We start from the raw sequence: 23,947 nt of genomic DNA on the forward strand, positions 1-23,947 counted from the left end.
CCGGCACCGCCAGGGCGTAGGGCGACCAGAACTTCCGTTCGCAGTACGCGAACGTTTTTAAACAATTGGGGAATCCTGCGATGACGACTTTCGACGATTTCAAGGATCCAGAGGGTGGTTCGGCCGCATCCCTATCGGACGCTCATGATTTTGGTGATCGCGATAATATGACGCCCTCGCAATATGAGGATGTTATCGTGAACCACGATTCGTATGGAATCCGGCTTACCGATACTGCGGACGGGCGAAATTCGGCAAGTATGCTGATCAACAAGATGTATGCCTGGCGCGGTTATGCCGGTACCCATCAATTCAGCGACGACCCGAATCGCATTACCCTCACCGCCACCGACAAGGGTGACGTGGTCGGTACGCTCACGATTGGTATCGATTCGCCGATTGGCCTGATGGCGGACCAGATCTTCAAGGAGGAGCTGGACGCGCACCGCAACAAGGGGGCGCGCCTGTGCGAGTTCACGAAGCTGGCGTTCGACCCGTCGGTCCGCTCGAAAACGTCGCTGGCCAACCTGTTTCACCTGGCCGTGATCTATGCCCGCGACATCCACCAGTGCACGGATATCGTCATCGAAGTGAATCCGCGCCATCGCCGTTTTTACGAACGCATGCTCGGCTTCCAGCAAGAGGGCGAACTGAAAGTCAATCCGCGCGTCGAGGCACCGGCCTACCTGCTGCGGGTGAACCTGGAATTCGTGACGGAACAGATCCAGAAATACGGTGGCACATTCAGCGCCGATAACAACGTGTCCGAACGTTCGTTTTACCCCTATTTCTTCTCGCCGCGTGAAGAACGAGGCATCATCAACCGCCTCCTGCGCATGGACGAACAACACGCATAAAACGCGCTGTGCGTAGCAGATATCGGTGCTTTCGGCCGTTTTATCGATAAAACCGTTTTTCCTCATCAATGACAAATCCGTTCCGCTATGAACAGGCGTTTTCGCGCAATATCGGCTGGGTAACGCCTGCAGAACAGCAGACCCTGCGCGGCAAGCGTGTCGCCATTGCCGGCGGCGGCGGGGTCGGCGGCGTACACCTGCTCACCCTCGCTCGCCTGGGCGTGGCGAAGTTTCATATCGCCGACTTCGACACCTTCGACATCGTCAACTTCAACCGCCAGGTCGGCGCCATGATGTCGACGGTCGGCCAACCGAAGGCCGAAGTGCTGGCCCGCATGGCCAGGGACATCAATCCCGAAATCGACGTCAAGATCTTTCCTGACGGCGTCAACCAAGGCAATCTCGACCAATTCCTGGACGGCGTCGACCTCTACGTCGACGCACTCGACTTCTTTGCCTTCGACGCCCGCCAGCAGACGTTTGCCGCCTGCGCCCGCCTCGGCATCCCGGCCACGACGGCCGCGCCGCTCGGCATGGGTGCCGCCCTGCTGAATTTCATCCCGGGCCAGATGACGTTCGAAGAATATTTCCAATGGGGCGACCTGCCCGAACTGGACAAGGCCATTCGCTTCGTCGTCGGCCTGGCGCCGGCCGGCCTGCACCGCCCGTACCTCGTCGTGCCGGACGCCGTCAATTTCGCCGAGCGCCGCGGTCCCTCCACGTTCATGGCCTGCCAGCTGTGCGCCGGCATCGTCGCCACCGAGGCGCTGAAGATCCTGCTGGGACGCGGCAAGGTCCTGGCCGCGCCGCACGGCATGCAGTTCGACGCCTATCGTAACAAGCTGGCCCACACCTGGCGCCCGGGCGGCAACGGCAACCCGTTCCACCGCCTGATGATCGCCGTCGCCAAGCGCCAGATGACGCGCCAGCTCGCCGGGAAAGCGGTACAGGCATGAACCAGACCCTCCGCGACATCCTCGACCTGGCGCGCTGGGCGCCGAGCGGCGACAACACGCAGGTGTGGCGTTTCGAAGTGCTCGGCCCCGACCACGTGGCCGTGCACTTCCACGATACGCGCGAGGATACGGTGTACGACTTCCGCGGCCGCCCGAGCCAGATCTCGCACGGCACCCTGCTGGAAACGATGGCGATCGCCGCCACCGCCCACGGGCTGCGCGCCGAGATCACCCGGCGTCCGGACGACCAGGACCACCTGCCCGTGTTCGACGTACGCTTCGTGCCCGATCCCGCTGTGAAGCCGAGTCCGCTGCTGGGCGCCATCACGACCCGCAGCGTGCAGCGCCGCGCGATGAGCACGCGCCCCCTGCTGCCCGAAGAAAAACGTGCCCTCGAGGACAGCGTCGGCCCCGGCTACGAAGTGCGCTGGATCGAAGGCTTCAGCGGCAAACTGGCCGCGGCGCGCCTGATGTTTTCGAACGCCAAGCTGCGCCTGACGATGCCGGAAGCCTACGAGGTACACCGCCGCATCATCCACTGGAACGCACGCCACAGCCCCGACCGCGTGCCCGACCAGGCCCTGGGCGTCGATGCCGCCACCCTGCGCCTGATGAAATGGGCGATGGTCAGCTGGGGCCGCCTGTCGACGATGAACCGGCTGATGGGCACCTGGGCGCCGCGCCTGCAGATGGACCTCGTGCCGGGTCTGCGCTGCGCCGCCCACTTCGTCATCATGGCCAGACACGCGCCGGAAACGGTCGAGGATCACGTCGCCGCCGGCCGCGCCGTGCAGCGTTTCTGGCTGACGCTGACCCACCTGGGCCTCGCGATGCAGCCGGAGATGACGCCCCTGATCTTTTCCGCCTACGTGCAGCATGGCGAGCCGTTCTCGACCGTCGACAAATTGCACCATTCGGCGCGGCAATTGCAGCAACGTCTGCACAAGCTGATCGGCACCGGCAACGGCCATCCGGTCTTCATGGGCCGGCTCGGCGCAGGTCCGGCGCCCCAGGCCCGTTCGCTGCGCAAGCCGCTCGAAGAACTGATGAAGTAAACCGGCGGCGCGGGATGTCCGCGCCGCCGGCGCCGTCCGCCCGGCACGTTCCCGCAACCATCTTTCTATCGATACCCCTATGGAACGTATCAAAATCCTGTTCTTTGCGGAAGCCGTGACGCTCGCCCACGTCGGCCGCCCCATCGCGCTCGCGCAATCTCTCGATCCCGCACGTTTCGACGTGCACGTCGCGTGCGCGGACGGCTACGAATTCTGCTTCAACGGGACGCAGTTCACCCGCTGGACCATCCACAGCATTCCGAGCCAGCAATTCCTCGACGCGCTCGCGGGCGGCAAGCCGGTGTACAGCACGGCGACGCTCGCCAGCTACGTCGAAGACGACCTGCGCGTGCTCGACGCGGTCCGCCCGGACATCGTCGTCGGCGATTTCCGCCTGTCGCTCTCGGTCAGTGCACGGCTGCGCCGGATCCCGTACGTGTCGCTGATGAACGCCTACTGGAGCCCGTACGTCGTGCAGCATTACGCCGTGCCGCACATCCCGCTGACGCGCCTGCTGCCGATCCGCATCGCGAATGCGATCTTCCGCATGGCGCGTCCGGTCGCGTTCGCCTCGCATTCCGTGCCGCTGAACCGCGTACGCCGCCAGTACGGCCTGCCGTCGCTGGGTACCGACTTGCGCAAGGTCTATACGGACGCCGACTACAGCATGTACGCCGACGTCCCCGATCTCTTTCCGCCGAAGAGCCTGCCCCAGCAGCATGCCTACATCGGCCCCATCATCTGGGCGCCGCCGCTGGCCAAGCCGGACTGGTGGGATAAATTGCCCGAAGATAAGCCGATCGTCTACGTCACGCTCGGCAGTTCCGGCCAGGGCCGCCTGCTGCCGCTGGTGCTGGAAGCGCTGGCGCCGCTGCCGGTGACGGTCATCGCCGCCACGGCCGGCACGATCGACGTGGCCGGTGCGCCGGCGAATGCGTTCGTTGCCCCTTATCTGCCGGGCGACGTGGCGGCCAAGCGCGCCAGCCTCGTCGTCTGCAACGGCGGCAGCCCGACCAGCCAGCAGGCATTGGCTGCCGGCGTGCCGGTGCTGGGCATTGCCAGCAATCTCGACCAGTTCCTGAACATGAGCGGCGTCATCAAGGCCGGTGCCGGCGCCCTGCTGCGCGCCGACCGCTTCCGCGCCAAGAAGCTGACGCGCCAGGTGCGCACAATGCTCGACGATCCGGCGCTGAGGGCAGGCGCCCGTCGCGTGGCCGACGCCTTCTCCAACTATCCGGCGGCGCAACGCATGACGGCGTTTCTGGAAGGCGTACAGGCATTCCATCGCCATGCACCGACCGCTTACGTGGACAGCAATTCCGTTGCAACCGAGAATCAAAAAAACACGTTAACGAACGCTATTCAGTGACTGTCGGAATTTTTTACAGCAGCCCTTCCCCCGAATCGGGTAATTTCTTGCATTTTTTCATAAGTCGTTGATTTAGAACAGTACAACAATTCCTGGCACGGCATTTGCATAAGGGTTGGCATGAGCCGCATCAACGAGCACGCGGTTTAACCGACAAACCCAACACGCATCCACTTTTGGAGCCTACATGAAGAATTCGTTCCGCAAACTGATCCCGGTCGCAGCCGCCCTTGGTCTGGTCTTCGCCGCATCGTCGGCACAAGCATTCACCCTGCAAAATGGTGCTGGCGTAACGTACGCATCCAACGTGAATAGCCTGGACTGGAACTCCACCGGCAGCGGCGTTGCCAAAGGCATCGCCAACGGCGTGGCACTGACGCAAGGCAACCCCTTTAACTTCCTGTATCAGGCGAACCTGTCGTCCGTTAACGGCCAGACCACCGGCAACTTCCGCGGCAACCTGGATTCGACCGCGGACGGCGTGGCGAACGACTCGTCGGCTTTCGAATTCACGATCGTGGCAAAGCTGAGCGAATACGTGAAAACGTCGTCGGTCGATCCGGTCAACAAGACGGTGAGCGCAACCTTCGGCCTGAACAACACCGCCGGCGCCAACAAAGTGGCGATCTTCTACGACACCAAAGCCAACGCCTTCACCAGCGCCGGCACCGGCTTCGACGACGGCGTCATGGTTGCCCTGCTGACCGTCGATCCGGCCAGCACGCTCTCCACGTTCACCACCAGCGTCGTCACCGGCAACGGCCTGGGTTCGACCAAGATGACGGCTTCGATCATGGAAAGCGGCGACTTCATCAATCAGAACTATCTGAAGGGTCTGACGAACGTGAGCTTCAAGTTCGACTCGAACCTGAACCTGCCGGCACTCGACTCGATGACCAGCTCGTTCCACTCTGGCGCCGGCGGCAACACGGACCTGTTCCCGGCGTACGGTGTGACGCCGAACGACCTGGTGTTCAAGGTCGACGGCGCGACCGCCGTCGAGAACGGCCGCGTGCCGGAACCGGCAAGCATCATGCTGCTGGGTATGGGCATGCTGGGCCTGGTCGGCGCCAAGCGCCGCCGCGCTCCGAAGGCCTGATCCGGATAGGCATCGGCATCACGAAAACCGCGGCTTCGGCCGCGGTTTTTTATTGTGCGCAACTTTCTTTATGATATGACCGATTTCCTTTGCGCATTCTTTCCCAAAAACATCTAAAAACTTTACGCAAGGACACATAAAAAATCGGAATTTTTTACAGTTGGCCTACCCGGGACGCAAGTTTGTGACCTAAGCTTTTGATTTATAACGAAAAGAAAAGACTGGCACGGCGTTTGCATTAAGTAGGAACAAGCCCGCAGAACGCGGCGCCTATACCGAACAACTTAATAAGCATCCACTTGGAGCCAACATGAAGATTTCGTTCCGCAAATTGATTCCGGTTGCAGCCGCACTCGGTTTCGCATTCGCTGCATCGTCGGCACAAGCATTTACTCTGCAAGACGGTAGCGGCGGTGTCTACGCTACCAACGCGACCAGCCTGGACTGGAACTCGACCGGTAGCGGCGTCGCGAAGGGGATCCCGAGCGCTCAGCAACTGACCGTAGGCAAACAATTCGACTTCCTGTATCAAGCCAACCTGTCCGCCGTCAATGGCAGCACGACCGCCAATTTCCGCGGCAACCTGGACTCGACCGCAGACGGCGCCCCGAACGACTCCTCGGCTTTCGAATTCACGATCGTGGCAAAGCTGAGCGAATTCGTGAAAACGTCCAGCACGGCGGGCACCACGCTGAACGCCAGCTTTGGCCTGAACAACACCCCGGGCGCGAATAAAGTCGCCATCTATTACGACACCCAAGCCAACGCCTTCACCAGCACCGGCACCGGTTTCGATGACGGCATCATGGTTGCCCTGCTGACCGTCGATCCGAACGTCACGCTGTCGACGTTCACCACCGACAGCGCTACCGGCGTCGGCATCGGTTCGACCAAGATGACCGCTGCGATCCTCGAGTCGGGCGACTTCATCAACCAGGACTACCTGGCTGGCCTGACGAGCGTGACGTTCAAATACGACTCGAACCTGAACCTGCCGGCCGGCGACTCGCTGACCAACGGCTTCCACAAAGGTGGCGACGCCCTGTTCCCGGACTACAGCGTGACGCCGGACGACCTGGTGTTCAAGGTCGACGGCGCCTTCTCGGTCGAAAACGGCCGCGTGCCGGAACCGGCAAGCATCATGCTGCTGGGTATGGGCATGCTGGGCCTGGTCGGCGCCAAGCGCCGCCGCGCTCCGAAGGCCTGATCCGGACAGGCATCGGCACCATGCAAAACCGCGGCTTCGGCCGCGGTTTTTTTATGCGCGGACGGTCAGGCTGCCTGTGTGTCGCTCTTCCCGCTGAGGAAGGCTTTATGAAACAGATGCCGGGCCAGCAGCAGCGGCGGCATGCGCAGCCAGTTCCCGCGCACGTACAAGGCAAAGCGCGCCACGTCGCTGAATGCGTCCGCGCAGCTTGCATGCAGCGGCAGCAGCGCGCGCGCGAACAACCGGTCCATCAGCCACAGCAGGGCCGCGTTCGGTCCCTCGGACGCCACCGCCGCCTGCGCGGCCGGCGGGACGACGGTACCGAGCAGGCGCGGACAATACCGCAACGCATAGAACAGCGGCCGCCCAAGCTCGAGCTCGCGGGCCCGCGCCGGCAACGTCTCCCAGAACCCGGGCGCCTGGCCGAACTGCGTCAGCAGGCGGTGCAGGTCGACGAGGTCGCGCAAGCCCTTGTCGAATTCGCCGTCGAAGAACAGGTGCACGGCGCTGTGCAGGACCATGTCCGCCGGAGACAACGTGGCCAGATGCGGCTCGCCCGGGATCGGACGAGCGCTCGCGCGCAGCCTGGCCGGATCCGGGCGCACGGGGGCCGTTTCCGGCAGGATCGCGTGGTGCACGTCGATCGAGTTGCCGCGCCGGGCGTGCTGCATCGGCGGCAACTCGTGCATCCATTCCCGGTAGTAGCGCTGGTCGTAGGCATCGTGGTGCGTGGTGATCCAGCCATGCATCATCAGCGCCGCCTCGACCTCGGGCAGCCGCGCCTTCGGCACGAGAATGTCGATGTCGGAAAACAGGCGGCCGCGGCCGGCGTCCAGGCCCGCCATCGCGTACGCGGCGCCCTTGAGCAGGATCAGCGGCAATCCCAGCCCGTCGAGCGCCCGGCCGATCTGGCGGACTTCGTAGCGGGCCGCCCTGGCATGTCCGGCGGCGCCCACGCGCGTCCACTCCAGGTGCGCGCGCGGCGCGGCGGGAACGGCATCGAGCAGGCCGGCATCTTCCAGCAGGACGAGCAGGTACGCGTCGAGGTTGGCGGCGTCGGCCTGGCGCAGCAGCAGGTCCCAGCCGGCGTCGTCCAGCCCTTGCACGGTGCCCGGATCGCGCAACACGCGTATCAGCAGCGGCATCATGCGCCCCCCGGCACCAGGCGTTCGAACAGCGCCATCGCCTCGGGCAGGCTGCTGTAGCGGAACGTGTAGGCGTCGCTGGCGTCGATCAGCCCGCCGAGGGCCGTAAAGCCGCGCGCACCCAGCACCTGGTAGTTGAAACAGTTGTCGGCCACCTGCATGAAGGCGCGCGCCTTCGGCAGCGGATCCAATGCGATGGCGGCACCGGCTTCCCAGCGCGGGAACACGATGCAAGCCGGGCGCGCGGGTTCGAGGGCGCGGGCAATGCTTGCTCCCGGCGCCTTCAGGTGGGCGATCGTTCCCTTGGTCGTTTCTTCCACGGGCCGGCTCAGTACGGCGTCCGGACGGAACGCACGGATGATGTCGATCGACGTATTCTTGAGGCTGACCGGGCGCGGCAGCGGCACGAGAACGCCGTCGTCGAGGCGCACGAGCGTCATCTCGTCCGACAGCAGCCGCCAGCCGTGGCCCAGCAGGGCGGCCGTCAGCGTGCTCTTGCCGGAGCCGGGCGGTGCCGGCAGGATAATGGCGCGGCCATGTTTCTCCAGCACGGCCGCGTGGACGATCAGGTAGCCGTGGGCGCGGTGCGAGACGCACCAGTTCATGGTCCATTCCAGCATCGGATACGCCTGCGCCAGCGGCAGGGGCTGGAACGGCGTGGTGCCGTCGTAGGCGAAATGTACCTGCGACTTGTACCAGCGGCGCAAGCCGCCCGAACGTCGCAGTTCGAGGTGGAAGTCGACGAAGCCGCCCACAGGCTCGACGGGGTAATCCGCATACATCAGCGCGACGCTGTCGATCAAGGGCGCCACGTCGCTGCGGATGCGGTTGGTGAAGGGGCCGGTGCGCAACACGAGACCGTCACCGGACAGGTGTGCCGCCAGTTCGGCGCGCGACAGCGAACCGACCGTCAGCATGGCTCGATCAAGTCCAGCCCGGCAAGCGCTGCCAGCATCTCGTCGATCAGGGAAACGAGGTCGTCGTCGCCGGCATCGAAGCGGTCGGCCAGGCGGCCGGCCAGCCCGGCCGCATCGGCGGGCTCGTCACGCAGGGCGAACAACAGGTCGAGCGCGGCGCCATCCAGCAGGTGGGTATTGCCCGACAAGTCGTTGTACAGCACGGCTTCCCCATCCCATTCCCGGCAGGCCAGCGCCTGGCCAGGCATCAGACGCCACATGCGTTTCGCCGCCTGTCTTCAGTCGTGGATCGAGCAGAGGTAGTTGGCGACCTGCGCATTGTCCCAATACACGCCGGCGGTCGGGCTGTAGCGGCCCGTGGTCTGCAGCTCGCTCCACATCGTCTTCAGGTCGTTCAGGTCGATGAAGTCGATGAGTTTCTGCTCGAGGTTCAGGTAAGCCGCCACGAGGTGCATGCCGACCTTGTTCGTGTCGAACGGCTGCGGGTTCAGCATGTCTTCCAGCTTGGCGCAGAAGTACGAACCCGGGTTGTAGCATTTGCCCTCGTCGTACGAGGCTGCCCGTACCGGGCAGGCCGTGCCGGGGCTGGCCGCATAAAAGACATCGGTGAACTTGAGGTCGCGCGACACCGGCCAGGCGTGCTGGGGCTGTTTCCAGTAACCGGGCGACAGGCCGCCGCAGGCCGGCGCCTTCGGCCCATAATGACTCGTCGACAAGCCGTCCGACAGCGAGCCCGAAGGCGATCTGCAGACCATCGACGCCATCGCCGATTTGCTTTCCAGCGTCGCGAGTACCCCCGCGCCCATGCCGGCTTTGGCCAGGCGACGGCGTGCCGCGCCCCGTTTGGTCAAGGACGGCGCCGGTTCGATCTTGTCGTTATCTTGATGTTCGGTAGCCACGTGCGTTCCCCAAAATGTTGTCGCTCACTGAGGGCGACCAGTACCTGATCAAGCAAGTTTTACGCCAACGTGGTTCCTGGAAGAAAAACTTACATTAAATCAGGTGCTTATTTTGGCGCCGTACCACCCAGCAACCACTATTGTATGTTGGAACACTGAGTGGTGTAAAAAATATCGACGACTGATGTTATCAGAAGAAGCTTTCCGGGATGACGAGGACGTCGCCCGGACGCATCGGCACGTTGGCCGAGATGTCGCCATCCTTGATCAGGTCGTCCAGGCGGACGTTGAAGCGTTGTTGCTTGCCGTCCACGTTACGGATCAGGCTGGCGCGATTGCCCGCCGCGAATTCGGTGGTGCCGCCGACGGCGATCATCACGTCCATCAGGCTCATGTCGCGGCGATATGGCAGCGCCTGCGGCTTGGTCGCCTGGCCGATCACACGGATCTGTTCGGAGTAATTGCCGATGAAGTTCGTGACGACGACGGTGACGACCGGTTGCTGGATGTACTTGGCCAGGGCTTTTTCGATGTCACGCGCGAGCGCGGTCGACGTCTTGCCGGCGGCCGGCAGGTCCTCGACGAGCGGCGTCGTGATCTTGCCGTCCGGACGGACCGGCACCGACATCGACACTTCCGGGTTGCGCCAGACGATGATGTTGACGGCATCGCCCGGCCCGATCAGATATTGGGAATCGGTCACCTGCGTCTCGATCGGCTGTTGGCCACCACGCGTTGCGCAACCGCCCAGCGCCAGCACGCATGCAGCGGCGAGCACGATCGCCGAATATTTCCCCAGGTTCGCCTTGTACTTGCCCACGTCAGATCCCTTTCGGTAAAGCCATTGTTATAAAGCCATTAACAGATTGGTATTGTATAGCATAGTGCCAAATGAACAGACGCCGCACAATATAAATTGTTCATGGTCATGACGTGCTTGCGGCTTTTCTGCCTATTTTTTTCGCAACAAGTCCCGGACATGGTTCACCGGAATCGCATACGTGATCCCGCTCGGCGCCGAGATCGCCGTCTCCTTCAATCCTTTGACGAACACGGCATTGATCACGCCGAGCACCTTGCCAGTGGCGGGATCGTAGACGGGACTGCCGCTGTTGCCCGGATACGCCGTCCCGTCGAGCTGGAAGATATTGAAGGGTTCGCGTTGCAGTGCGGCGATCTGGCGCGGGTCGAGGCTGCGTGCGCCGAGCGACGGACGGACGATGGGCGTGATCGCCGCGAGCGTCGCCCGGTGCGTGGCTGCATGCAGGCCCAAGGCCATGGCCAACGGAAAACCCGTCAATGCCAGTTCCTGGCCTTCCTGGACCGTATCCGAATCGCCCAGCTCGAGCGCGGGCAGCGGTGTGCCGGACAGGCGCAGGTGGGCCAGGTCGTGTTCGTTGTCACGCGCCACCAGTTCGGCCGGGCGGAAGCGCACGCCTTCTCCGTCCGGCAAGACGATGCCGAGCTGTACCATTTTGCCGTCGGCCGGCGTGGCCGGTACGACGTGGGCATTGGTAATGACGTCCAGGCCGTCCCCGACGACGAAACCGGTACCGTTGAAGACGGTCGACGGGCTGCGGGTCCGCTCGAACGTACCGATACCGACGACCGAGCGTTTGATGACCGGCACGATGGGCCGCAGGTCGGTCGCCATCGACTGGCCAGGCAACACGCCTGCCGCCAGCGCGCCTGCCGCCAGTAACGCCGTCAATCCGCGGCGGCGTGACCAGAATCTATTACGAAACGGCATCAACCGTGCACCCCCTTTTGCAATTTAGACATTACAATAAAGCGTTAGAATTTGAAAAATTGCTGAAACGTAAGTCTACGCGATGCGATCGCTCACCGTCCGCTGTCAGCGTTGAAGGCGTACAACGGTTTAACGATTTTTTATTAAATCCATGCTAATAATTCACGGATATTAAGCAAAAAACCCCACGGTCCTCAGCTTGCTCGGTGGCATTTGCGTTGCAGATGAGGCACTCCCGAATGAGCTCACCATATTTTTCTCGCGTGTAATTGCAATTGCTCGGGGTACAAGCGATCATGCGAGATATTTGATTATTTTTTAGGCCCCTCTTCCCCACGGGTAACGGGTCGTTCATGGCGAGACTGACGAGATGGCAGAGATCACAGCCGTACTTCTAAACTTCCTCAAGGCGATTGGCAAATACCGTTGGCATGCCGTCGTCATCACCTGGGTTGTCGCATTGATCGGCTGGGCGGTGGTATTGCGCCTGCCCAATCAGTACGAAGCGTCGGCACGCGTGTATGTCGACACGCAAAGTATTCTGAAGCCACTGCTTTCGAATATGACGACCGTGCCCAACCTGGAGCAACAGGTCACGTTCATGCGCCGCACGCTGATCAGCCGCCCGAACGTCGAGCGCTTGATGCGCATGGTCGACCTCGACGTCAAGGCCAAGGACAGCAAGGAACACGACAAGATCGTCGATGAACTGATATCGCAGATCAAGATCACCGGCACGGAGCGCGACGACATTTATACGCTGACGTATATGTCCGACAATCCGAAACTGGGCAAGGACGTCGTGTCGTCCCTGCTCACGATCTTCGTCGAGGGCAGCTTCAGCGGCAAGAAACAGGACTCCGAAAAGGCGGTCCAGTTCATCGACGACCAGATCAAGACGTACGAGGAAAAACTGGCCGCGGCCGAAAACTCGCTGAAAGAGTTCAAGCTCAAGAACCTCGGCATGCTGCCGGGTGGCGGCAGTGGTACCGGCGACTTCGGCGGACAGCTGCAAACGGCGACCGACCAGCTGAGCCAGGCCCGGCTGGAACTGGCCGAAGCGGAACAGGCGCGCAATGCGATCCGCCGCCAGATCGACGGCGAACCGGCCAAGCCGGGCACCGTGACGGTCGACCCGGCCCTCGTGGATCCGGAACTGGAATCGCGCATCGCACTGGCCCAGAAGAACCTGGACAACCTGCGCCTGCAATACACCGAACAGCATCCGGACGTGATCGCCAACCGCCGCCTGCTCGAGCAGCTGATGGCGCAGAAGGCCGATCTCGCCAAGAACAAGAAGCGCAGCCTCGACCCGGGCGCCAGCTACAGCCCGATGCTGCAGCAGCTGAACGTGTCGCTGTCGCAGGCCGAGGCCCGCGTGGCGTCGATGCGCGCCCGCGTCGCGGAATACGAGAATCGCGTGGCACGCCTGCGTAACCAGAGCACGACGGCGCCGGAAATCGAAGCGCAGTTCGCCCAGCTGAACCGCGACTACAACGTCAACCGCGAAAACTACCAGAAGCTGGTCGAACGCCGCGAGTCGGCGCGCCTGTCGGGCGACCTGTCGTCCGCCACCGACATGCTGCAGTTCCGCGTGATCGATCCGCCGACCGTGCCGAACCACCCGAGCGGCCCGAACCGCCTGCGCCTGTTCTCGCTGGTGTTCGTCGGCGCCCTCGTCGCCGGCCTGGCCGTCGCGTTCCTGATGAGCCAACTGCGTCCGACCTTCCTGAGCCAGAGCACGCTGCGCGACGTGACCGGCCTGCCGGTGCTGGGTTCGATCGGCATGAACTGGACGCCGGAACAGACCGTCAAGCGCAAGCGCCGTCTCGTCGCTCTCGCGAGCTCGGTCCTGCTGCTGTTCGGCGCCTATGGCGTCGGGATGGCTGCCATCCTGGTCCGTCCCACGCTTTAAGATTAAGGAGTACACCGTGAGCATCATCGAAAAAGCGGCCAGCCGGATCGACCTGCAGCGCAACGCGCCCGCCGTCGCCAAGACGCCGGAAACGGCCACCGTCGACGTCGTCGAGGCGGACGCGCCTGTCGTAGCGCCCACTGTGCCGGCGCACGCGGCACCGGCAGCAGAAGCCGCAGCGGCCCAGGCAAGCGCAGCCGCCGCTGAAGCGCCTCCGGCGCAAAAATTCTCGACCCGCCGCGTGGAGCTGGACCTGAACCGCATGCGCGACCTGGGCATGGTCACCGCCGCCAGCGGCCGCACGCGCCTGCTGGAAGACTTCCGCGTCATCAAGCGTCCGCTGCTGCAGCGCGCCTTCGCCGAACGCGCGGAAGGCGAGAAGCCGGGCAACCTGATCATGGTGACGAGCTCGCTGCCGGGCGAAGGCAAGACCTATTGCGCGATCAACCTGGCGATGAGCATCGCAATGGAACTCGACCATACGGTGCTGCTGGTCGACGCCGACGTCGCACGCCCGTCGGTGCTGCGCTCGCTCGGCCTGCCGGCGCACCGCGGCCTGATGGACATCCTGCTGGACGACAAGATCGACATGGCCGACGTCATGCTGCGCACCAACGTCGACACGCTGTCGATCCTGCCGGCCGGCACCAGCACCCCGCGCGCGACCGAGTTGCTGGCCAGCTCGGCCATGAGCTCGCTGGTGGACGAGATCGCCCACCGCTATCCGGACCGCGTCGTGATCTTCGACTCGCCGCCTCTGCTGCTGACGAGCGAATCGCGCGTGCTGGCCTCGCACATGGGCCAGATCGTCATGGTGGTCGAAGCCCAGACGACGACCCAGCATGCGGTCAAGGAAGCGCTGCACCAGCTGGAAGGCTATCAAAACGTCAATCTCATCTATAACAAGACCAGGGAGTTCCCCGGCATCGAAGAAACGTATGACTATCACTACGGCTAATTTGTCCGTCCACCGGCCGGTCAAATGGCCACGCAGCGCCACCCTCCGGCTCACGCCGCTTGCAGTGGCGGCACTGTTGCTGTCGAACCAGGCGTGGGCACAATGGCGGGTCACCCCCACGATCCAGTTGCGCGAAACGTATTCCGACAACGCGAGCAACCAGGCGGACGATCAGGCCCACGGCAGCTTCATCAGCGAAGCGGCGCCCAGCCTGAGCATCACCGGCACCGGTCCGCGCCTGAAGGTCGCGGCGAGCGCGGAATGGCGCAAGTTCGCCTATAGCAACGACGACATCGGCAACACGCGCAACAGCGACCGCCGCTACCAGGCCACGGCCAATGCCATCGCCGTCAAGGACTGGCTGTACGTGGACACCAGCGCGAGCGGCTCGCGCCAGGCCGTGTCGGCGTTCGGCCCGCTGCCGAACAATTCGTACACGGCCAACAACGGCACGGACATCCGCACCTGGAGCATCAGCCCTTACGTGCGCCACCAGTTCGGCACGACGGCCACCCTGAACGCCCGCTACCAGCGCGATTCGGTCGAAGGCGGCACCGGCAGCGGTTTCGGCAACAGCCTGGCCAGCACGGGTGCGTTCGACGTGACTAGCGGTCCCGCATTCCCCGACCTCGGCTGGAACGTGCATTATTCGCACCAGGACATGAGCGCGCAGCGCACAGGCAAGACGACCAACGAGAACAGCCTCGCCGGCCTGCAGTACCGCGCCACGTCGCACCTGAGCCTGACCTCCAGCGTCGGCTACGACAAGTACGAATACCGCGCGCTCTCCGAAAAGACGCGCGGCCGCAGCTGGTCCGCCGGTTTCATCTGGCAACCGTCGACCCGCACGCGCATCGCGGCCACGGTCGGCCACCGTTACTTCGGCAACACGGGTTCGCTCGACGCCAGCTACCGCACGCCGCACACCGTGTGGACGGTGACCTATGCCGACATCGTCACGACGTCGCGCCAGCAATTCCTGCTGCCGGCCGCGGTCGATACGGCCGCCATGCTGGACCAGATGCTCGTCAGCCGCTATCCCGATCCGGTGCAGCGCCAGCAGATCGTGCAGGCGTATATCGCGCAGGCGGGCCTGCCGCCCACGCTGCCCAGCGCAGTCCCCTACCTGAGCAACCGCTACATGCGCAACAAGCGCCTGCAGGGCGGCGCCACGCTCCGCGGGGCGCGCAGCACGCTGCTGTTCACCGTGTTCAAGGAACGCATGAACGCCCTGTCGCTGCAGCAGGAAGACAGCACCCTGCTGCCGTCGCAGTTGAGCACCCTGAACGAGGACACGGACCAGAAAGGCGCCAGCGCGAGCGCCGACTACAAGCTGTCCTCGCGCACGTCGGCCCACGCGAGCCTGTACGGCGTGAACGTCAAGTCGCTGCGCACCGGCGTCACCAACGATATCCGCCAGGTGAGCATGGGACTGAGCAGCCGCTTCGACACCAAGACCACCGGATCGCTCGACCTGCGCCACTCGAAAGGCCGCGCCGGCGTATTCGACAACCGCGACTACCACGAGAACGCGATCGTGGCGACGCTTACCGTCCAGTATTGAGCCCGCGGAGGCATACGATGTACGAGTCTTTTTACGGATTATCCGCCAAACCTTTCCAGCTGCGCCCGGACCCGCATTTCTTCTTCGGCAGCAAAGGCCACAAGCGCGCCATGGCCTACCTCGAGTACGGCCTGTCGCAGGGCGAGGGCTTCATCGTCATCACCGGTGAAGTCGGCGCGGGCAAGACCACGCTCGTGCGCAACCTGTTCAACCGGCTACCCTCCGACCAGATCGTCGCCGCCCACATCGTCAACACGCACCTCGATCCGGACGACACGCTGCGCATGGTCGTCTCGGCCTTCGGCCTGCCGTACGAGGGCGCCAGCAAGACGGACCTGCTCACGCGCCTGGAAAAATTCCTGTGCGACGTCGACCACCAGGGCAAGCGCGCCCTGCTCGTGATCGACGAAGCCCAGAACCTGTCCGCGCGCACGGTCGAAGAGCTGCGCATGCTGTCGAACTTCCAGACCGACGACAAGTCGCTGCTGCAGACCTTCCTGCTCGGCCAGCCCGAATTCCGCGCCACCCTGCACAGTCCCGGCATGCAGCAGCTGCGCCAGCGCGTGATCGCCAGCTACCACCTGGGCCCGATGGATGCGCAGGAAACCCGCGCCTACGTCGAGCACCGCCTGACCACCGTCGGCTGGAAGGGCGACCCGGCGTTCGACGACGGCGCGCACGACGCGATCTATGCCTACAGCGGCGGCATCCCGCGCAAGGTCAACACGCTGATGGACCGCGTGCTGCTGATGGGCTTCCTGGAAGAGATGCACGCGTTCGGCGAGCCGGACATCAATACCGTCGTCAAGGACATCAGCGAAGAATTCCAGGTGCCCGACCCCGTCGGCACGCCGGCGCCGGACACGCTGCCGGGCCACCTGCCCGAAGACGATGGCGACGCGGACTACAAGACCGGCCTGCGCACCATCGACCAGCGCATCGGCGAGCGCCGCGCCAGCAGCGTCGAAGTGCTCGACGAACGCATGATGCGCCTGGAGAAATCGATCGTTTCCGTGCTGTCGATCCTGAAGAAGATCGTCGCCACGCCCCACGGGGCAGTAACCCACCCTATGGATAATCAAGAATGAACATGGTCGAACTCGCCCCGCGGCCCGTGCCGGCCCCGGGACAACGCATCCGCAATGCGATGACCTGCGACGTCGAGGATTACTTCCAGGTCTCCGCGTTCGCCCCCTACATCGATCGCGCCAGCTGGCCGACGCGCGAATGCCGCGTCGAAGCCAACATGGATCGCATCCTCGGACTGTTCGAACGCCACGGCGTGCGCGCCACCTTCTTCACGCTGGGCTGGATCGCCGAGCGCTATCCGCAGGTGGTGAAACGCATCGTCGCCGCCGGCCACGAACTGGCCAGCCACGGCTACGGCCACCTGCGCGCGTCGGACCAGACCCGCGCGGAATTCGCCAACGACATCCGCTCCGCGAAAGCGCTGCTGGAAGACATCGGCGGCCAGGCCGTGCTGGGCTACCGCGCGCCCAGCTTCTCGATCGGCCGCGACAATCTGTGGGCGCTCGACGAGCTGCTCGACGCCGGCTACCGCTACAGCTCCAGCATCTACCCGGTCGTGCACGACCATTACGGCATGCCGGAAGCGCCGCGCTTCGCGTTCTACCCGAACGGCACCGACGGCCTGCTGGAAATCCCGATCACGACCGTGCAGATGATGGGCCGTAACCTGCCGGCCGGCGGCGGCGGCTACTTCCGCCTGCTGCCGTACGCGCTGTCGCGCTGGATGATGGCCAAGGTCAACCGCGAGGATGGCCAGCCCGCCCTGTTCTACTTCCACCCGTGGGAAGTCGACCCCGGCCAGCCGCGTCCCGAAGGCCTCGGCGCCAAGGCCCGCTTCCGCCACTACATCAACATCGACCGGATGGAACGCCGTATCGAATCCCTCGCGCGCGACTTCGCGTGGGACCGCATGGACAACATCTTCCTGAACCGCCCATGAACTCCATCATCGAAGCCGCACAGGCCAAACGGGCCGCTCCCGTCATGGCCTCCTCGCCCATGACCCTGCACGTGCTGCAGCCGCACGAATACGGCCGCTGGGACGCCTTCGTGCGCGCCTGCCCGGACGCCACCTTCTTCCACCTGTCCGGCTGGCAGAAGGTCATCGAAGGCTCGTTCGGCATCAAGACCTGGTTTTATTACGTGCAGCAGGACGGCCAGATCCTCGGCGTCCTCCCCCTCGCGGAAATCAGGAGCCGCCTGTTCGGCCATTCGCTGGGCGCGATGCCGTTCTGCGTGTACGGCGGCCCGGCCGCGACGAACGATGCGGCGCGCGCCATGCTCGACCAGGCCGCGCACGAACTCGCGCAGAAGCTCGGCGTCGGCCACCTGGAATACCGCGGCATGCAGCGCTTCCACCCGGACGACGCCAGCTGGCACACGAAGGAGTTGTACGTCACGTTCCGCAAGGAGATCACGGGCGACGACGAGGCCAACCTGAACGCCATCCCGCGCAAGCAGCGCGCGATGGTCCGCAAGGGCATCAAGCTGGGCCTGCGCGGTGAGGTCGACAGCAACGTCGACCGCATGTTCGAAGCCTATGCCCACAGCGTGCACCGCCTGGGCACGCCGGTGTTCCCGAAAAAATACTTCGCCATGCTGCAGGAAGTCTTCGGCGACGAGTGCGAAGTGCGCACCATCGTCACGGACGACAACCGCCTCGTGGCCGCCGTGCTGTCGTTCTACTGGCGCGACGAAGTCGTGCCCTATTACGGCGGCGGCATGGACCTCGCGCGCGAAGTGGCCGGCAACGACTTCATGTACTGGAACCTGATGCAGGCAGCAAGCGCGCGCGGCTGCCGGCTGTTCGACTTCGGCCGCAGCAAGCTGGGCACCGGCGCCTACGATTTTAAAAAGAACTGGGGCTTCACGGCGCAGCACCTGCCGTACGAGTACAAGCTGTACGGCGCGACCGCGCTGCCGGACAACAATCCGCTGAACCCGAAATACCAGCTGTTCATCAAGATGTGGAAGAAGCTGCCGCTGCCAGTGGCGAACTTCATGGGCCCCTACATCGTCCGTAACCTGGGGTAAGCGATGGAAGACCTGCTGCTGCTGATCCACCGGATCCCGTATCCGCCCAACAAGGGCGACAAGATCCGCTCGTACCACCTGCTCAAGCACCTGGCCCGGCACTACCACGTGCACCTGGCCACGTTCGTGGACGACCCCGACGACTGGCAGTACGTGCCGCATGTCGAGGCGCTGTGCGCCAGCAGCCATTTCGCCGGCATGAAGCCCCTGCTGGCGCGCGTGCGCAGCCTGCAGGCGCTGCTGAAGAACCGCTCGCTGTCGCTCGAGTACTACCGCGACGCCTCGCTCGCGCGCTGGGTCGACGCCACCGTGGCGAAACACAAGATCGAGCGCGTGCTCGTGTTCTCGTCGGCGATGGCGCAGTACGCCGACCCGTACCGCTCGGCGCGCCGCGTCGTCGACTTCTGCGACGTCGACTCGGACAAGTGGAGACAGTACGCCGAACAGAAATCGTGGCCGATGAACTGGCTGTACCGCTACGAGGCGCGCCAGCTGCTGGCGTACGAACGCCGCGTGGCGCGCGACTACGACGCGTCGCTGTTCGTCTCGGCGCCGGAGGCGGACCTGTTCCGCCAGCTGGCGCCGGAAAGCACCGCCAAGATCGGCCACTTCAGCAACGGCGTCGACACCGACTACTTCTCGCCCGAGCAGCCGCATGCAAATCCGTACCCGCCGGACGAGCGCGCCCTCGTGTTCACGGGTGCGATGGATTACTGGCCGAACGTGGATGCCGTGCAGTGGTTCGCGGCCGACGTCTTCCCGCGACTGCGCGAACGCTTCGGCGACGTGAAGTTCTACATCGTCGGCTCGCGCCCGGCGCCGGCCGTGCAGGAACTGGCCAGGCTGCCGGGCGTCGTCGTGACGGGCACCGTGCCGGACGTGCGGCCGTATATCGCGCATGCCGCCGTGTCGGTGGCCCCCCTGCGCATCGCGCGCGGCATCCAGAACAAGGTGCTGGAAGCGATGGCGATGGCGACGCCGGTCGTCGTGTCGCCGCAGGCGCTGGAAGGCATCGACGCCGTGCCGGGCAGCGAACTGGTACTGGCCGAGGATGCCGGCGCCTTCGTCGACGCCGTGAGCATGCTGCTGGCCGGCCAGGACAGCGCGGCCGCCGCGATCGGCGCCGCCGCCCGCGCCAAGGTCCAGCGCCGCTACAGCTGGTCCAGCAACCTGGCCTGTATTGGAGAGAGTCTCGAATGTTCCTGAAACCGCCGCCCGGCGTGATCAACGCCACTTCCGCTCCCATCTCGCGCCAGGGCACGGCGCTGATCGCGCTGGCCCTGCTCGCGCCGTTCCTGCTGTACCTGGGCACCGTGCGCTCGATCGTCTCGGTGTGGAACAGTTCCGAAACCTTCGCCCACGGCTACGTGATCCTGCCGATCAGCCTGTGGCTCATCTGGCGCCGGCGCGAGAATTTCAGCCTGTACCCGCCGCAGCCCTGGCCGCCCGCGCTGCTCCTGCTGGGCGTCCTCGGCGCCGGCTGGCTCGCGGCCCAGCTGGGCGAGGTGCAGGTCGTGTCGCAATACTCGTTCGTCGCGATGTTCCCCGTCGCCGCGCTGGCCCTGTTCGGCCCGCGCCTGGCCGGCTCGCTCGCCTTCCCCCTGCTGTTCCTGCTGTTCGCGGTGCCGTTCGGCGAAATCTTCGTGGGACCGCTGATCCAGTTCACGGCCGACTTCACGGTGTGGGCGGTGCGCGCCACCGGCATCCCCGTGCTGCGCAGCGGCACCCGCTTCGAACTGCCGACCGGCAGCTGGTCCGTGGTGGAAGCCTGCAGCGGCGTGCGCTACCTGATTTCTTCGATCACGCTGGGTTGCCTGTACGCCTACCTCACCTACCGGTCCGCGCTCCGGCGCGCGTTGTTCATCGGCCTGTCGGTCATCGTCCCCGTCATCGCCAACGGCCTGCGCGCCTACATGATCGTGATGATCGGCCACCTGTCGGGCATGGAGCTGGCGACGGGCGTCGACCACATCATCTACGGCTGGCTGTTCTTCGGTCTCGTCATGTTCGTCATGTTCTGGATCGGCAGCTTCTGGCGCGAAGACACCGTCGCCACGCCGGCTTCCGCCTCCGCGACTGCGGCCACGTCCGCATCCGCGCCGCGCGCCGCCGGCACGCCACGCCGCCTGCCGGCGATGGTGATCGGCGTGCTGCTCGTGTGCGCGTTCTGGCCCGCGCTGGCGCTGGTGGGCGAGCGCGCCAACCACAACCCGGCCCCCGTGCGCCTGGCCGACGTCGCCGTGACGGCGCCGGCCGCGGCCGACTTCGCGGACTGGAAGCCCTTCTACATGGAACCGGATGCGCGTTTCCACCGCGCCTACCAGGCCGGCGGCGTGCCCGTCAGCCTGACCGTCCTGTACTACCGCAACCAGAACCCGGACAAGAACCTGATCAGCTCCATGAACCGCCTGAACGGCTACGAGGATGCCTGGCACGAGGTCGAAGGCACGTCGCGTGCCGAGACCGTCGCCGGCACGCCGGTCACGCTGCACGAAGGCATCCTGCGCACGCCGCAGAGCGCAATCATGGTCTGGTCGTTCAAATGGGTCGGCGGTCATTACACGGGCACCGACCCCGTGGGCAAGCTGTGGCAGGCCGCGAACAAGGCGATGCTGCGCGGCGACGACGGCGCCGCCGTGATGCTCGCCGTCCCGTACGAGAACGACAAGGGGCGGGCGCGCGCCGCGCTGCACCGCTTCCTGGCCGAACAGGGCCCGGCACTGGACCAGGCACTGAACGCGACCCGCACCCGCCAATAACACAACGCGACAACCAGAACGGAAAACGACCATGCGTGTACTGCACGTCCTCGACCACTCGATCCCGCTGCACAGCGGCTATACCTTCCGCACCCGTTCGATCCTGCGCGAACAACGCGCGCTCGGCTGGGAAACCTTCCACGTCACCGGCGCCAAGCAGAATTCCGGCGACATGCTGGAAGAAACCGTCGACGGCCTGCACTTCTACCGCACGCCGGAATCGAAGGGCGCGCTGGCGAAGATGCCCGTGCTGAACCAGGTGAACGTGATCGACGGCCTGGCCAAGCGCCTGGCCGAGATCATCCCGCTCGTGAAACCGGACGTCCTGCACGCGCACTCGCCGTCGCTGAACGCGATCGCCGCGCTGCGCGCCGGCAAGCGCTTCAACATCCCCGTCGTGTACGAAGTGCGCGCGTTCTGGGAAGACGCCGCCGTCGACCACGGCACCAGCACGGAGAACGGCCTGCGCTATCGCCTCACGCGCGCGCTCGAGACCTATGCGCTGAAGCAGGCCGACGCCGTCACCACGATCTGCGAAGGCCTGCGCAAGGATATCGTCGCGCGCGGCGTCCCGGCCGACAAGGTCACGGTGATCCCGAACGCGGTCGACATCGAAAAATTCTCGATGGGCGGCACGCCCGACTTCGGACTGAAGGAACAGCTGGGCCTCGCCGGCTCGCGCCTGATCGGCTTCATCGGCTCGTTCTACGCCTACGAAGGCCTGGACGTGCTGCTGCGCGCCGTGCCGAACCTCGTCGCACGCATGCCGGACCTGCGCGTGCTGCTCGTCGGCGGCGGCCCGCAGGATGCGCAATTGCGCCAGATGGCGAAAGACCTGAACATCGCCGACAAAATCGTGTTCACGGGCCGCGTGCCGCACGACCAGGTCAACAAGTACTACGACCTGCTCGACGTGCTCGTGTACCCGCGCCTGTCGATGCGCCTGACGGACCTCGTCACGCCGCTCAAGCCGCTGGAAGCGATGGCGCAGGGCCGCATCCTGGCCGCCTCCGACGTCGGCGGCCACCTCGAGCTGATCGCCGACGGCAAGACCGGCGTGCTGTTCCGCGCCGACGATCCGGACTCGCTGGCCGACAAGGTCGGCGCGCTGCTCGCCGCGCAGGACACGTGGCCGCAATTGCGCCAGGCCGGCCGCCACTACGTCGAGACGGAACGCAACTGGAAAGCCAGCGTGGGCCGCTACCCCGCCATCTACGGTCGCCTGACGAAGAAGGCGCTGGCGGCATGATGGAACTGCGACGATGAATGCACCGGCTCCTGCACTCACCCCGGCCGGCGTCGACACCCGGCCGCTGGTCGTGCACCTCGTGTATTCGCTCGGCGTGGGCGGCCTGGAGACGCTGCTCGTCGACTGCATCAACCGCATGCCGGCGTGGCGCCACGCCGTCGTCTGCCTGACGACCTACACGTCGTTCGCCGACCGCATCGCCCGCCGCGACGTCGAACTGCACGCGCTCGGCAAGCCACCGGGCCTCGGCCTCGGCACGCACCTGACGTTCTGGCGCCTGATGCGGCGCCTGCGCCCCACCGTGCTGCACACGTACAACCTGGCCGCGCTGGAATACGCGTTCACGGCGACGCTGGCCGGCGTCCCCGTGCGCATCCACGCGGAACACGGCCGCGACGCGAGCGACCCGCACGGCCTGAACCCGAAGCACAACTTCCTGCGCCGCCGCCTGGTGCCGTTCGTCGACCGCTTCATTCCCGTCTCGGAAGACCTGAACCGCTGGCTCGGCGACGTCGTGCGCATCCCCACCGCGAAGACGCTGTTCATCAAGAACGGCGTCGACACGGACAAGTATGCGCCCGGCGGCACGCCGGCGGCGGACGCGCCCTTCAGCGCGGACGACATCGTGATCGGCACCGTCGCGCGCGTGCAGGACGTCAAGAACCACCGCGCCCTCGTCGACGCGTTCGCGCGGCTGCGCGCGCAGCTGCCTCAGCTCGCGCCGCGCCTGACGCTGGCGATCGTCGGCGACGGCCCGCTGCTGCCGGCCGTGCGCGAACAGGTCGCGCAGCTCGGTCTCGAGGGCGCCGTGTGGCTGCCCGGCGCACGCGCCGACATCGCCGCGGTGCTGCACACGTTCTCGATCTTCGCCCTGCCCTCGCTGGCGGAAGGCACGCCCGTCTCGATGCTGGAAGCGATGGCATGCGGCCTGCCCGTCGTGGCCTCGCGCGTCGGCGGCATCCCGGAAGTCGTCGACGAAGGGGTGCAGGGCCTGCTGGTGCCGGTCGGCGACGTCGACGCGTTGGCGGCCGCGCTGGCGCGCTACGCCCAGGATGCCGGCCTGCGTACCACCCACGGCGTTGCTGCCCGCGCGCGCGTGGAAGACCGTTTCAGCCTGCGCGCCATGGTGGCCGCGTACGGCGCGCTGTACGACGGACTTTGCCGAAACAAGGCACACTGACGCGT

General features: G+C 65.0%; 22 protein-coding genes. 16 read left to right on the top strand and 6 right to left on the bottom strand.

The features are described from left to right. Positions 1 to 80: 80 nt before the first annotated feature. The 6 genes from ACEN9G_RS11935 (at position 81) to ACEN9G_RS11960 (ending at position 6,543) form a co-directional block, all read left to right on the top strand. The gene (locus tag ACEN9G_RS11935) at positions 81 to 857 is read left to right on the top strand and encodes an N-acyl amino acid synthase FeeM domain-containing protein (protein WP_413337325.1); all 777 of its coding nucleotides are present in this window, start codon (positions 81 to 83) and stop codon (positions 855 to 857) included. 68 nt (positions 858 to 925) lie between these two features. Then, positions 926 to 1,813, top strand: coding sequence for a ThiF family adenylyltransferase (locus ACEN9G_RS11940; protein WP_413337324.1), 888 nt, complete (start codon positions 926 to 928; stop codon positions 1,811 to 1,813). After that, positions 1,810 to 2,868 carry a nitroreductase family protein gene (locus ACEN9G_RS11945; RefSeq protein WP_413337323.1) on the top strand — a complete coding sequence of 353 codons (1,059 nt, stop codon included), beginning with the start codon at positions 1,810 to 1,812 and terminating at the stop codon, positions 2,866 to 2,868. The genes ACEN9G_RS11940 and ACEN9G_RS11945 overlap by 4 nt, the downstream gene beginning before the upstream one ends. Before the next feature lie 79 nt (positions 2,869 to 2,947). Continuing rightward, positions 2,948 to 4,237: a glycosyltransferase gene (locus tag ACEN9G_RS11950; RefSeq protein ID WP_413337322.1), complete on the top strand. Its 1,290-nt coding sequence runs from the start codon at positions 2,948 to 2,950 to the stop codon at positions 4,235 to 4,237. Positions 4,238 to 4,424: 187 nt separating this feature from the next. Continuing rightward, on the top strand, positions 4,425 to 5,336 hold the full coding sequence (locus ACEN9G_RS11955) for a PEP-CTERM sorting domain-containing protein (protein ID WP_413337321.1): 912 nt from the start codon (positions 4,425 to 4,427) through the stop codon (positions 5,334 to 5,336). A gap of 310 nt (positions 5,337 to 5,646) precedes the next feature. Then, positions 5,647 to 6,543 (top strand): PEP-CTERM sorting domain-containing protein, encoded by an 897-nt coding sequence (locus ACEN9G_RS11960; protein WP_413337320.1) that lies wholly within the window; start codon positions 5,647 to 5,649, stop codon positions 6,541 to 6,543. Between the two features lie 65 nt (positions 6,544 to 6,608). On the opposite strand, the gene ACEN9G_RS11965 is transcribed toward ACEN9G_RS11960, so the two are convergent. The 6 genes from ACEN9G_RS11965 to ACEN9G_RS11990 all read right to left on the bottom strand — a co-directional run bounded on the left by ACEN9G_RS11965 (position 6,609) and on the right by ACEN9G_RS11990 (position 11,215). Further along, entirely contained in the window at positions 6,609 to 7,691 is a 1,083-nt protein-coding gene (locus ACEN9G_RS11965; RefSeq protein ID WP_483126669.1) for a nucleotidyltransferase domain-containing protein, read from the bottom strand. Then, the gene (locus tag ACEN9G_RS11970; protein WP_413337318.1) at positions 7,688 to 8,605 is read right to left on the bottom strand and encodes an HprK-related kinase A; all 918 of its coding nucleotides are present in this window, start codon (positions 8,603 to 8,605) and stop codon (positions 7,688 to 7,690) included. Before ACEN9G_RS11970 ends, ACEN9G_RS11965 begins: the two co-directional genes overlap by 4 nt. After that, on the bottom strand, positions 8,599 to 8,865 hold the full coding sequence (locus ACEN9G_RS11975; RefSeq protein WP_056134231.1) for an HPr-rel-A system PqqD family peptide chaperone: 267 nt from the start codon (positions 8,863 to 8,865) through the stop codon (positions 8,599 to 8,601). The genes ACEN9G_RS11970 and ACEN9G_RS11975 overlap by 7 nt, the downstream gene beginning before the upstream one ends. 18 nt (positions 8,866 to 8,883) lie before the next feature. Beyond that, entirely contained in the window at positions 8,884 to 9,504 is a 621-nt protein-coding gene (locus ACEN9G_RS11980; protein WP_413337317.1) for a hypothetical protein, read from the bottom strand. 190 nt (positions 9,505 to 9,694) lie between these two features. Next, positions 9,695 to 10,324, bottom strand: coding sequence for an XrtA/PEP-CTERM system exopolysaccharide export protein (locus ACEN9G_RS11985; RefSeq protein ID WP_056134225.1), 630 nt, complete (start codon positions 10,322 to 10,324; stop codon positions 9,695 to 9,697). Positions 10,325 to 10,456: 132 nt separating this feature from the next. Further along, positions 10,457 to 11,215 (bottom strand): S1C family serine protease, encoded by a 759-nt coding sequence (locus ACEN9G_RS11990; protein ID WP_413337316.1) that lies wholly within the window; start codon positions 11,213 to 11,215, stop codon positions 10,457 to 10,459. Between the two features lie 409 nt (positions 11,216 to 11,624). Between ACEN9G_RS11990 and ACEN9G_RS11995 the strand changes: the two genes are divergently transcribed. Genes ACEN9G_RS11995 through ACEN9G_RS12040 form a run of 10 tightly spaced genes read left to right on the top strand, consistent with a single transcriptional unit; the run spans position 11,625 to position 23,942 of the window. Further along, entirely contained in the window at positions 11,625 to 13,169 is a 1,545-nt protein-coding gene (locus ACEN9G_RS11995; RefSeq protein WP_413337315.1) for an XrtA system polysaccharide chain length determinant, read from the top strand. Between the two features lie 16 nt (positions 13,170 to 13,185). Then, a complete protein-coding gene (locus tag ACEN9G_RS12000; RefSeq protein WP_413337314.1) occupies positions 13,186 to 14,127 on the top strand; it encodes an XrtA-associated tyrosine autokinase in 942 nt (313 codons plus the stop codon). Further along, positions 14,108 to 15,691, top strand: a complete 1,584-nt coding sequence (locus ACEN9G_RS12005; protein ID WP_413337313.1) for a TIGR03016 family PEP-CTERM system-associated outer membrane protein — start codon at positions 14,108 to 14,110, stop codon at positions 15,689 to 15,691. The genes ACEN9G_RS12000 and ACEN9G_RS12005 overlap by 20 nt, the downstream gene beginning before the upstream one ends. Positions 15,692 to 15,708: 17 nt before the next feature. Beyond that, positions 15,709 to 16,779 (top strand): XrtA/PEP-CTERM system-associated ATPase, encoded by a 1,071-nt coding sequence (locus ACEN9G_RS12010; protein WP_413337312.1) that lies wholly within the window; start codon positions 15,709 to 15,711, stop codon positions 16,777 to 16,779. Continuing rightward, positions 16,776 to 17,660, top strand: a complete 885-nt coding sequence (locus ACEN9G_RS12015; protein WP_413337311.1) for an XrtA system polysaccharide deacetylase — start codon at positions 16,776 to 16,778, stop codon at positions 17,658 to 17,660. The genes ACEN9G_RS12010 and ACEN9G_RS12015 overlap by 4 nt, the downstream gene beginning before the upstream one ends. Next, a complete protein-coding gene (locus tag ACEN9G_RS12020) occupies positions 17,657 to 18,754 on the top strand; it encodes a FemAB family XrtA/PEP-CTERM system-associated protein (RefSeq protein ID WP_413337310.1) in 1,098 nt (365 codons plus the stop codon). The genes ACEN9G_RS12015 and ACEN9G_RS12020 overlap by 4 nt, the downstream gene beginning before the upstream one ends. 3 nt (positions 18,755 to 18,757) lie before the next feature. After that, a complete protein-coding gene (locus ACEN9G_RS12025) occupies positions 18,758 to 19,960 on the top strand; it encodes a TIGR03087 family PEP-CTERM/XrtA system glycosyltransferase (RefSeq protein WP_413337309.1) in 1,203 nt (400 codons plus the stop codon). After that, complete coding sequence (gene xrtA, locus ACEN9G_RS12030; protein WP_483126670.1) at positions 19,951 to 21,513, top strand: exosortase A; 1,563 nt, start codon at positions 19,951 to 19,953, stop codon at positions 21,511 to 21,513. The genes ACEN9G_RS12025 and xrtA overlap by 10 nt, the downstream gene beginning before the upstream one ends. Positions 21,514 to 21,544: 31 nt before the next feature. Further along, entirely contained in the window at positions 21,545 to 22,762 is a 1,218-nt protein-coding gene (locus ACEN9G_RS12035; protein WP_413339310.1) for a TIGR04063 family PEP-CTERM/XrtA system glycosyltransferase, read from the top strand. 13 nt (positions 22,763 to 22,775) lie between these two features. After that, on the top strand, positions 22,776 to 23,942 hold the full coding sequence (locus ACEN9G_RS12040; protein ID WP_413339312.1) for a TIGR03088 family PEP-CTERM/XrtA system glycosyltransferase: 1,167 nt from the start codon (positions 22,776 to 22,778) through the stop codon (positions 23,940 to 23,942). The last annotated feature ends 5 nt before the right edge of the window (positions 23,943 to 23,947 follow it).

Source organism: Massilia sp. Masssp94 (assembly GCF_059491305.1).

Coding starts and splice junctions, on each gene's coding strand:
- ACEN9G_RS11935 (WP_413337325.1), top strand. CDS start 81: ATGACGACTTTCGACGATTTCAAGGATCCAGAGGGTGGTTCGGCCGCA.
- ACEN9G_RS11940 (WP_413337324.1), top strand. CDS start 926: ATGACAAATCCGTTCCGCTATGAACAGGCGTTTTCGCGCAATATCGGC.
- ACEN9G_RS11945 (WP_413337323.1), top strand. CDS start 1,810: ATGAACCAGACCCTCCGCGACATCCTCGACCTGGCGCGCTGGGCGCCG.
- ACEN9G_RS11950 (WP_413337322.1), top strand. CDS start 2,948: ATGGAACGTATCAAAATCCTGTTCTTTGCGGAAGCCGTGACGCTCGCC.
- ACEN9G_RS11955 (WP_413337321.1), top strand. CDS start 4,425: ATGAAGAATTCGTTCCGCAAACTGATCCCGGTCGCAGCCGCCCTTGGT.
- ACEN9G_RS11960 (WP_413337320.1), top strand. CDS start 5,647: ATGAAGATTTCGTTCCGCAAATTGATTCCGGTTGCAGCCGCACTCGGT.
- ACEN9G_RS11965 (WP_483126669.1), bottom strand. CDS start 7,691: ATGATGCCGCTGCTGATACGCGTGTTGCGCGATCCGGGCACCGTGCAA.
- ACEN9G_RS11970 (WP_413337318.1), bottom strand. CDS start 8,605: ATGCTGACGGTCGGTTCGCTGTCGCGCGCCGAACTGGCGGCACACCTG.
- ACEN9G_RS11975 (WP_056134231.1), bottom strand. CDS start 8,865: ATGTGGCGTCTGATGCCTGGCCAGGCGCTGGCCTGCCGGGAATGGGAT.
- ACEN9G_RS11995 (WP_413337315.1), top strand. CDS start 11,625: ATGGCAGAGATCACAGCCGTACTTCTAAACTTCCTCAAGGCGATTGGC.
- ACEN9G_RS12005 (WP_413337313.1), top strand. CDS start 14,108: ATGACTATCACTACGGCTAATTTGTCCGTCCACCGGCCGGTCAAATGG.
- ACEN9G_RS12010 (WP_413337312.1), top strand. CDS start 15,709: ATGTACGAGTCTTTTTACGGATTATCCGCCAAACCTTTCCAGCTGCGC.
- ACEN9G_RS12015 (WP_413337311.1), top strand. CDS start 16,776: ATGAACATGGTCGAACTCGCCCCGCGGCCCGTGCCGGCCCCGGGACAA.
- ACEN9G_RS12020 (WP_413337310.1), top strand. CDS start 17,657: ATGAACTCCATCATCGAAGCCGCACAGGCCAAACGGGCCGCTCCCGTC.
- ACEN9G_RS12025 (WP_413337309.1), top strand. CDS start 18,758: ATGGAAGACCTGCTGCTGCTGATCCACCGGATCCCGTATCCGCCCAAC.
- xrtA (WP_483126670.1), top strand. CDS start 19,951: ATGTTCCTGAAACCGCCGCCCGGCGTGATCAACGCCACTTCCGCTCCC.
- ACEN9G_RS12035 (WP_413339310.1), top strand. CDS start 21,545: ATGCGTGTACTGCACGTCCTCGACCACTCGATCCCGCTGCACAGCGGC.
- ACEN9G_RS12040 (WP_413339312.1), top strand. CDS start 22,776: ATGAATGCACCGGCTCCTGCACTCACCCCGGCCGGCGTCGACACCCGG.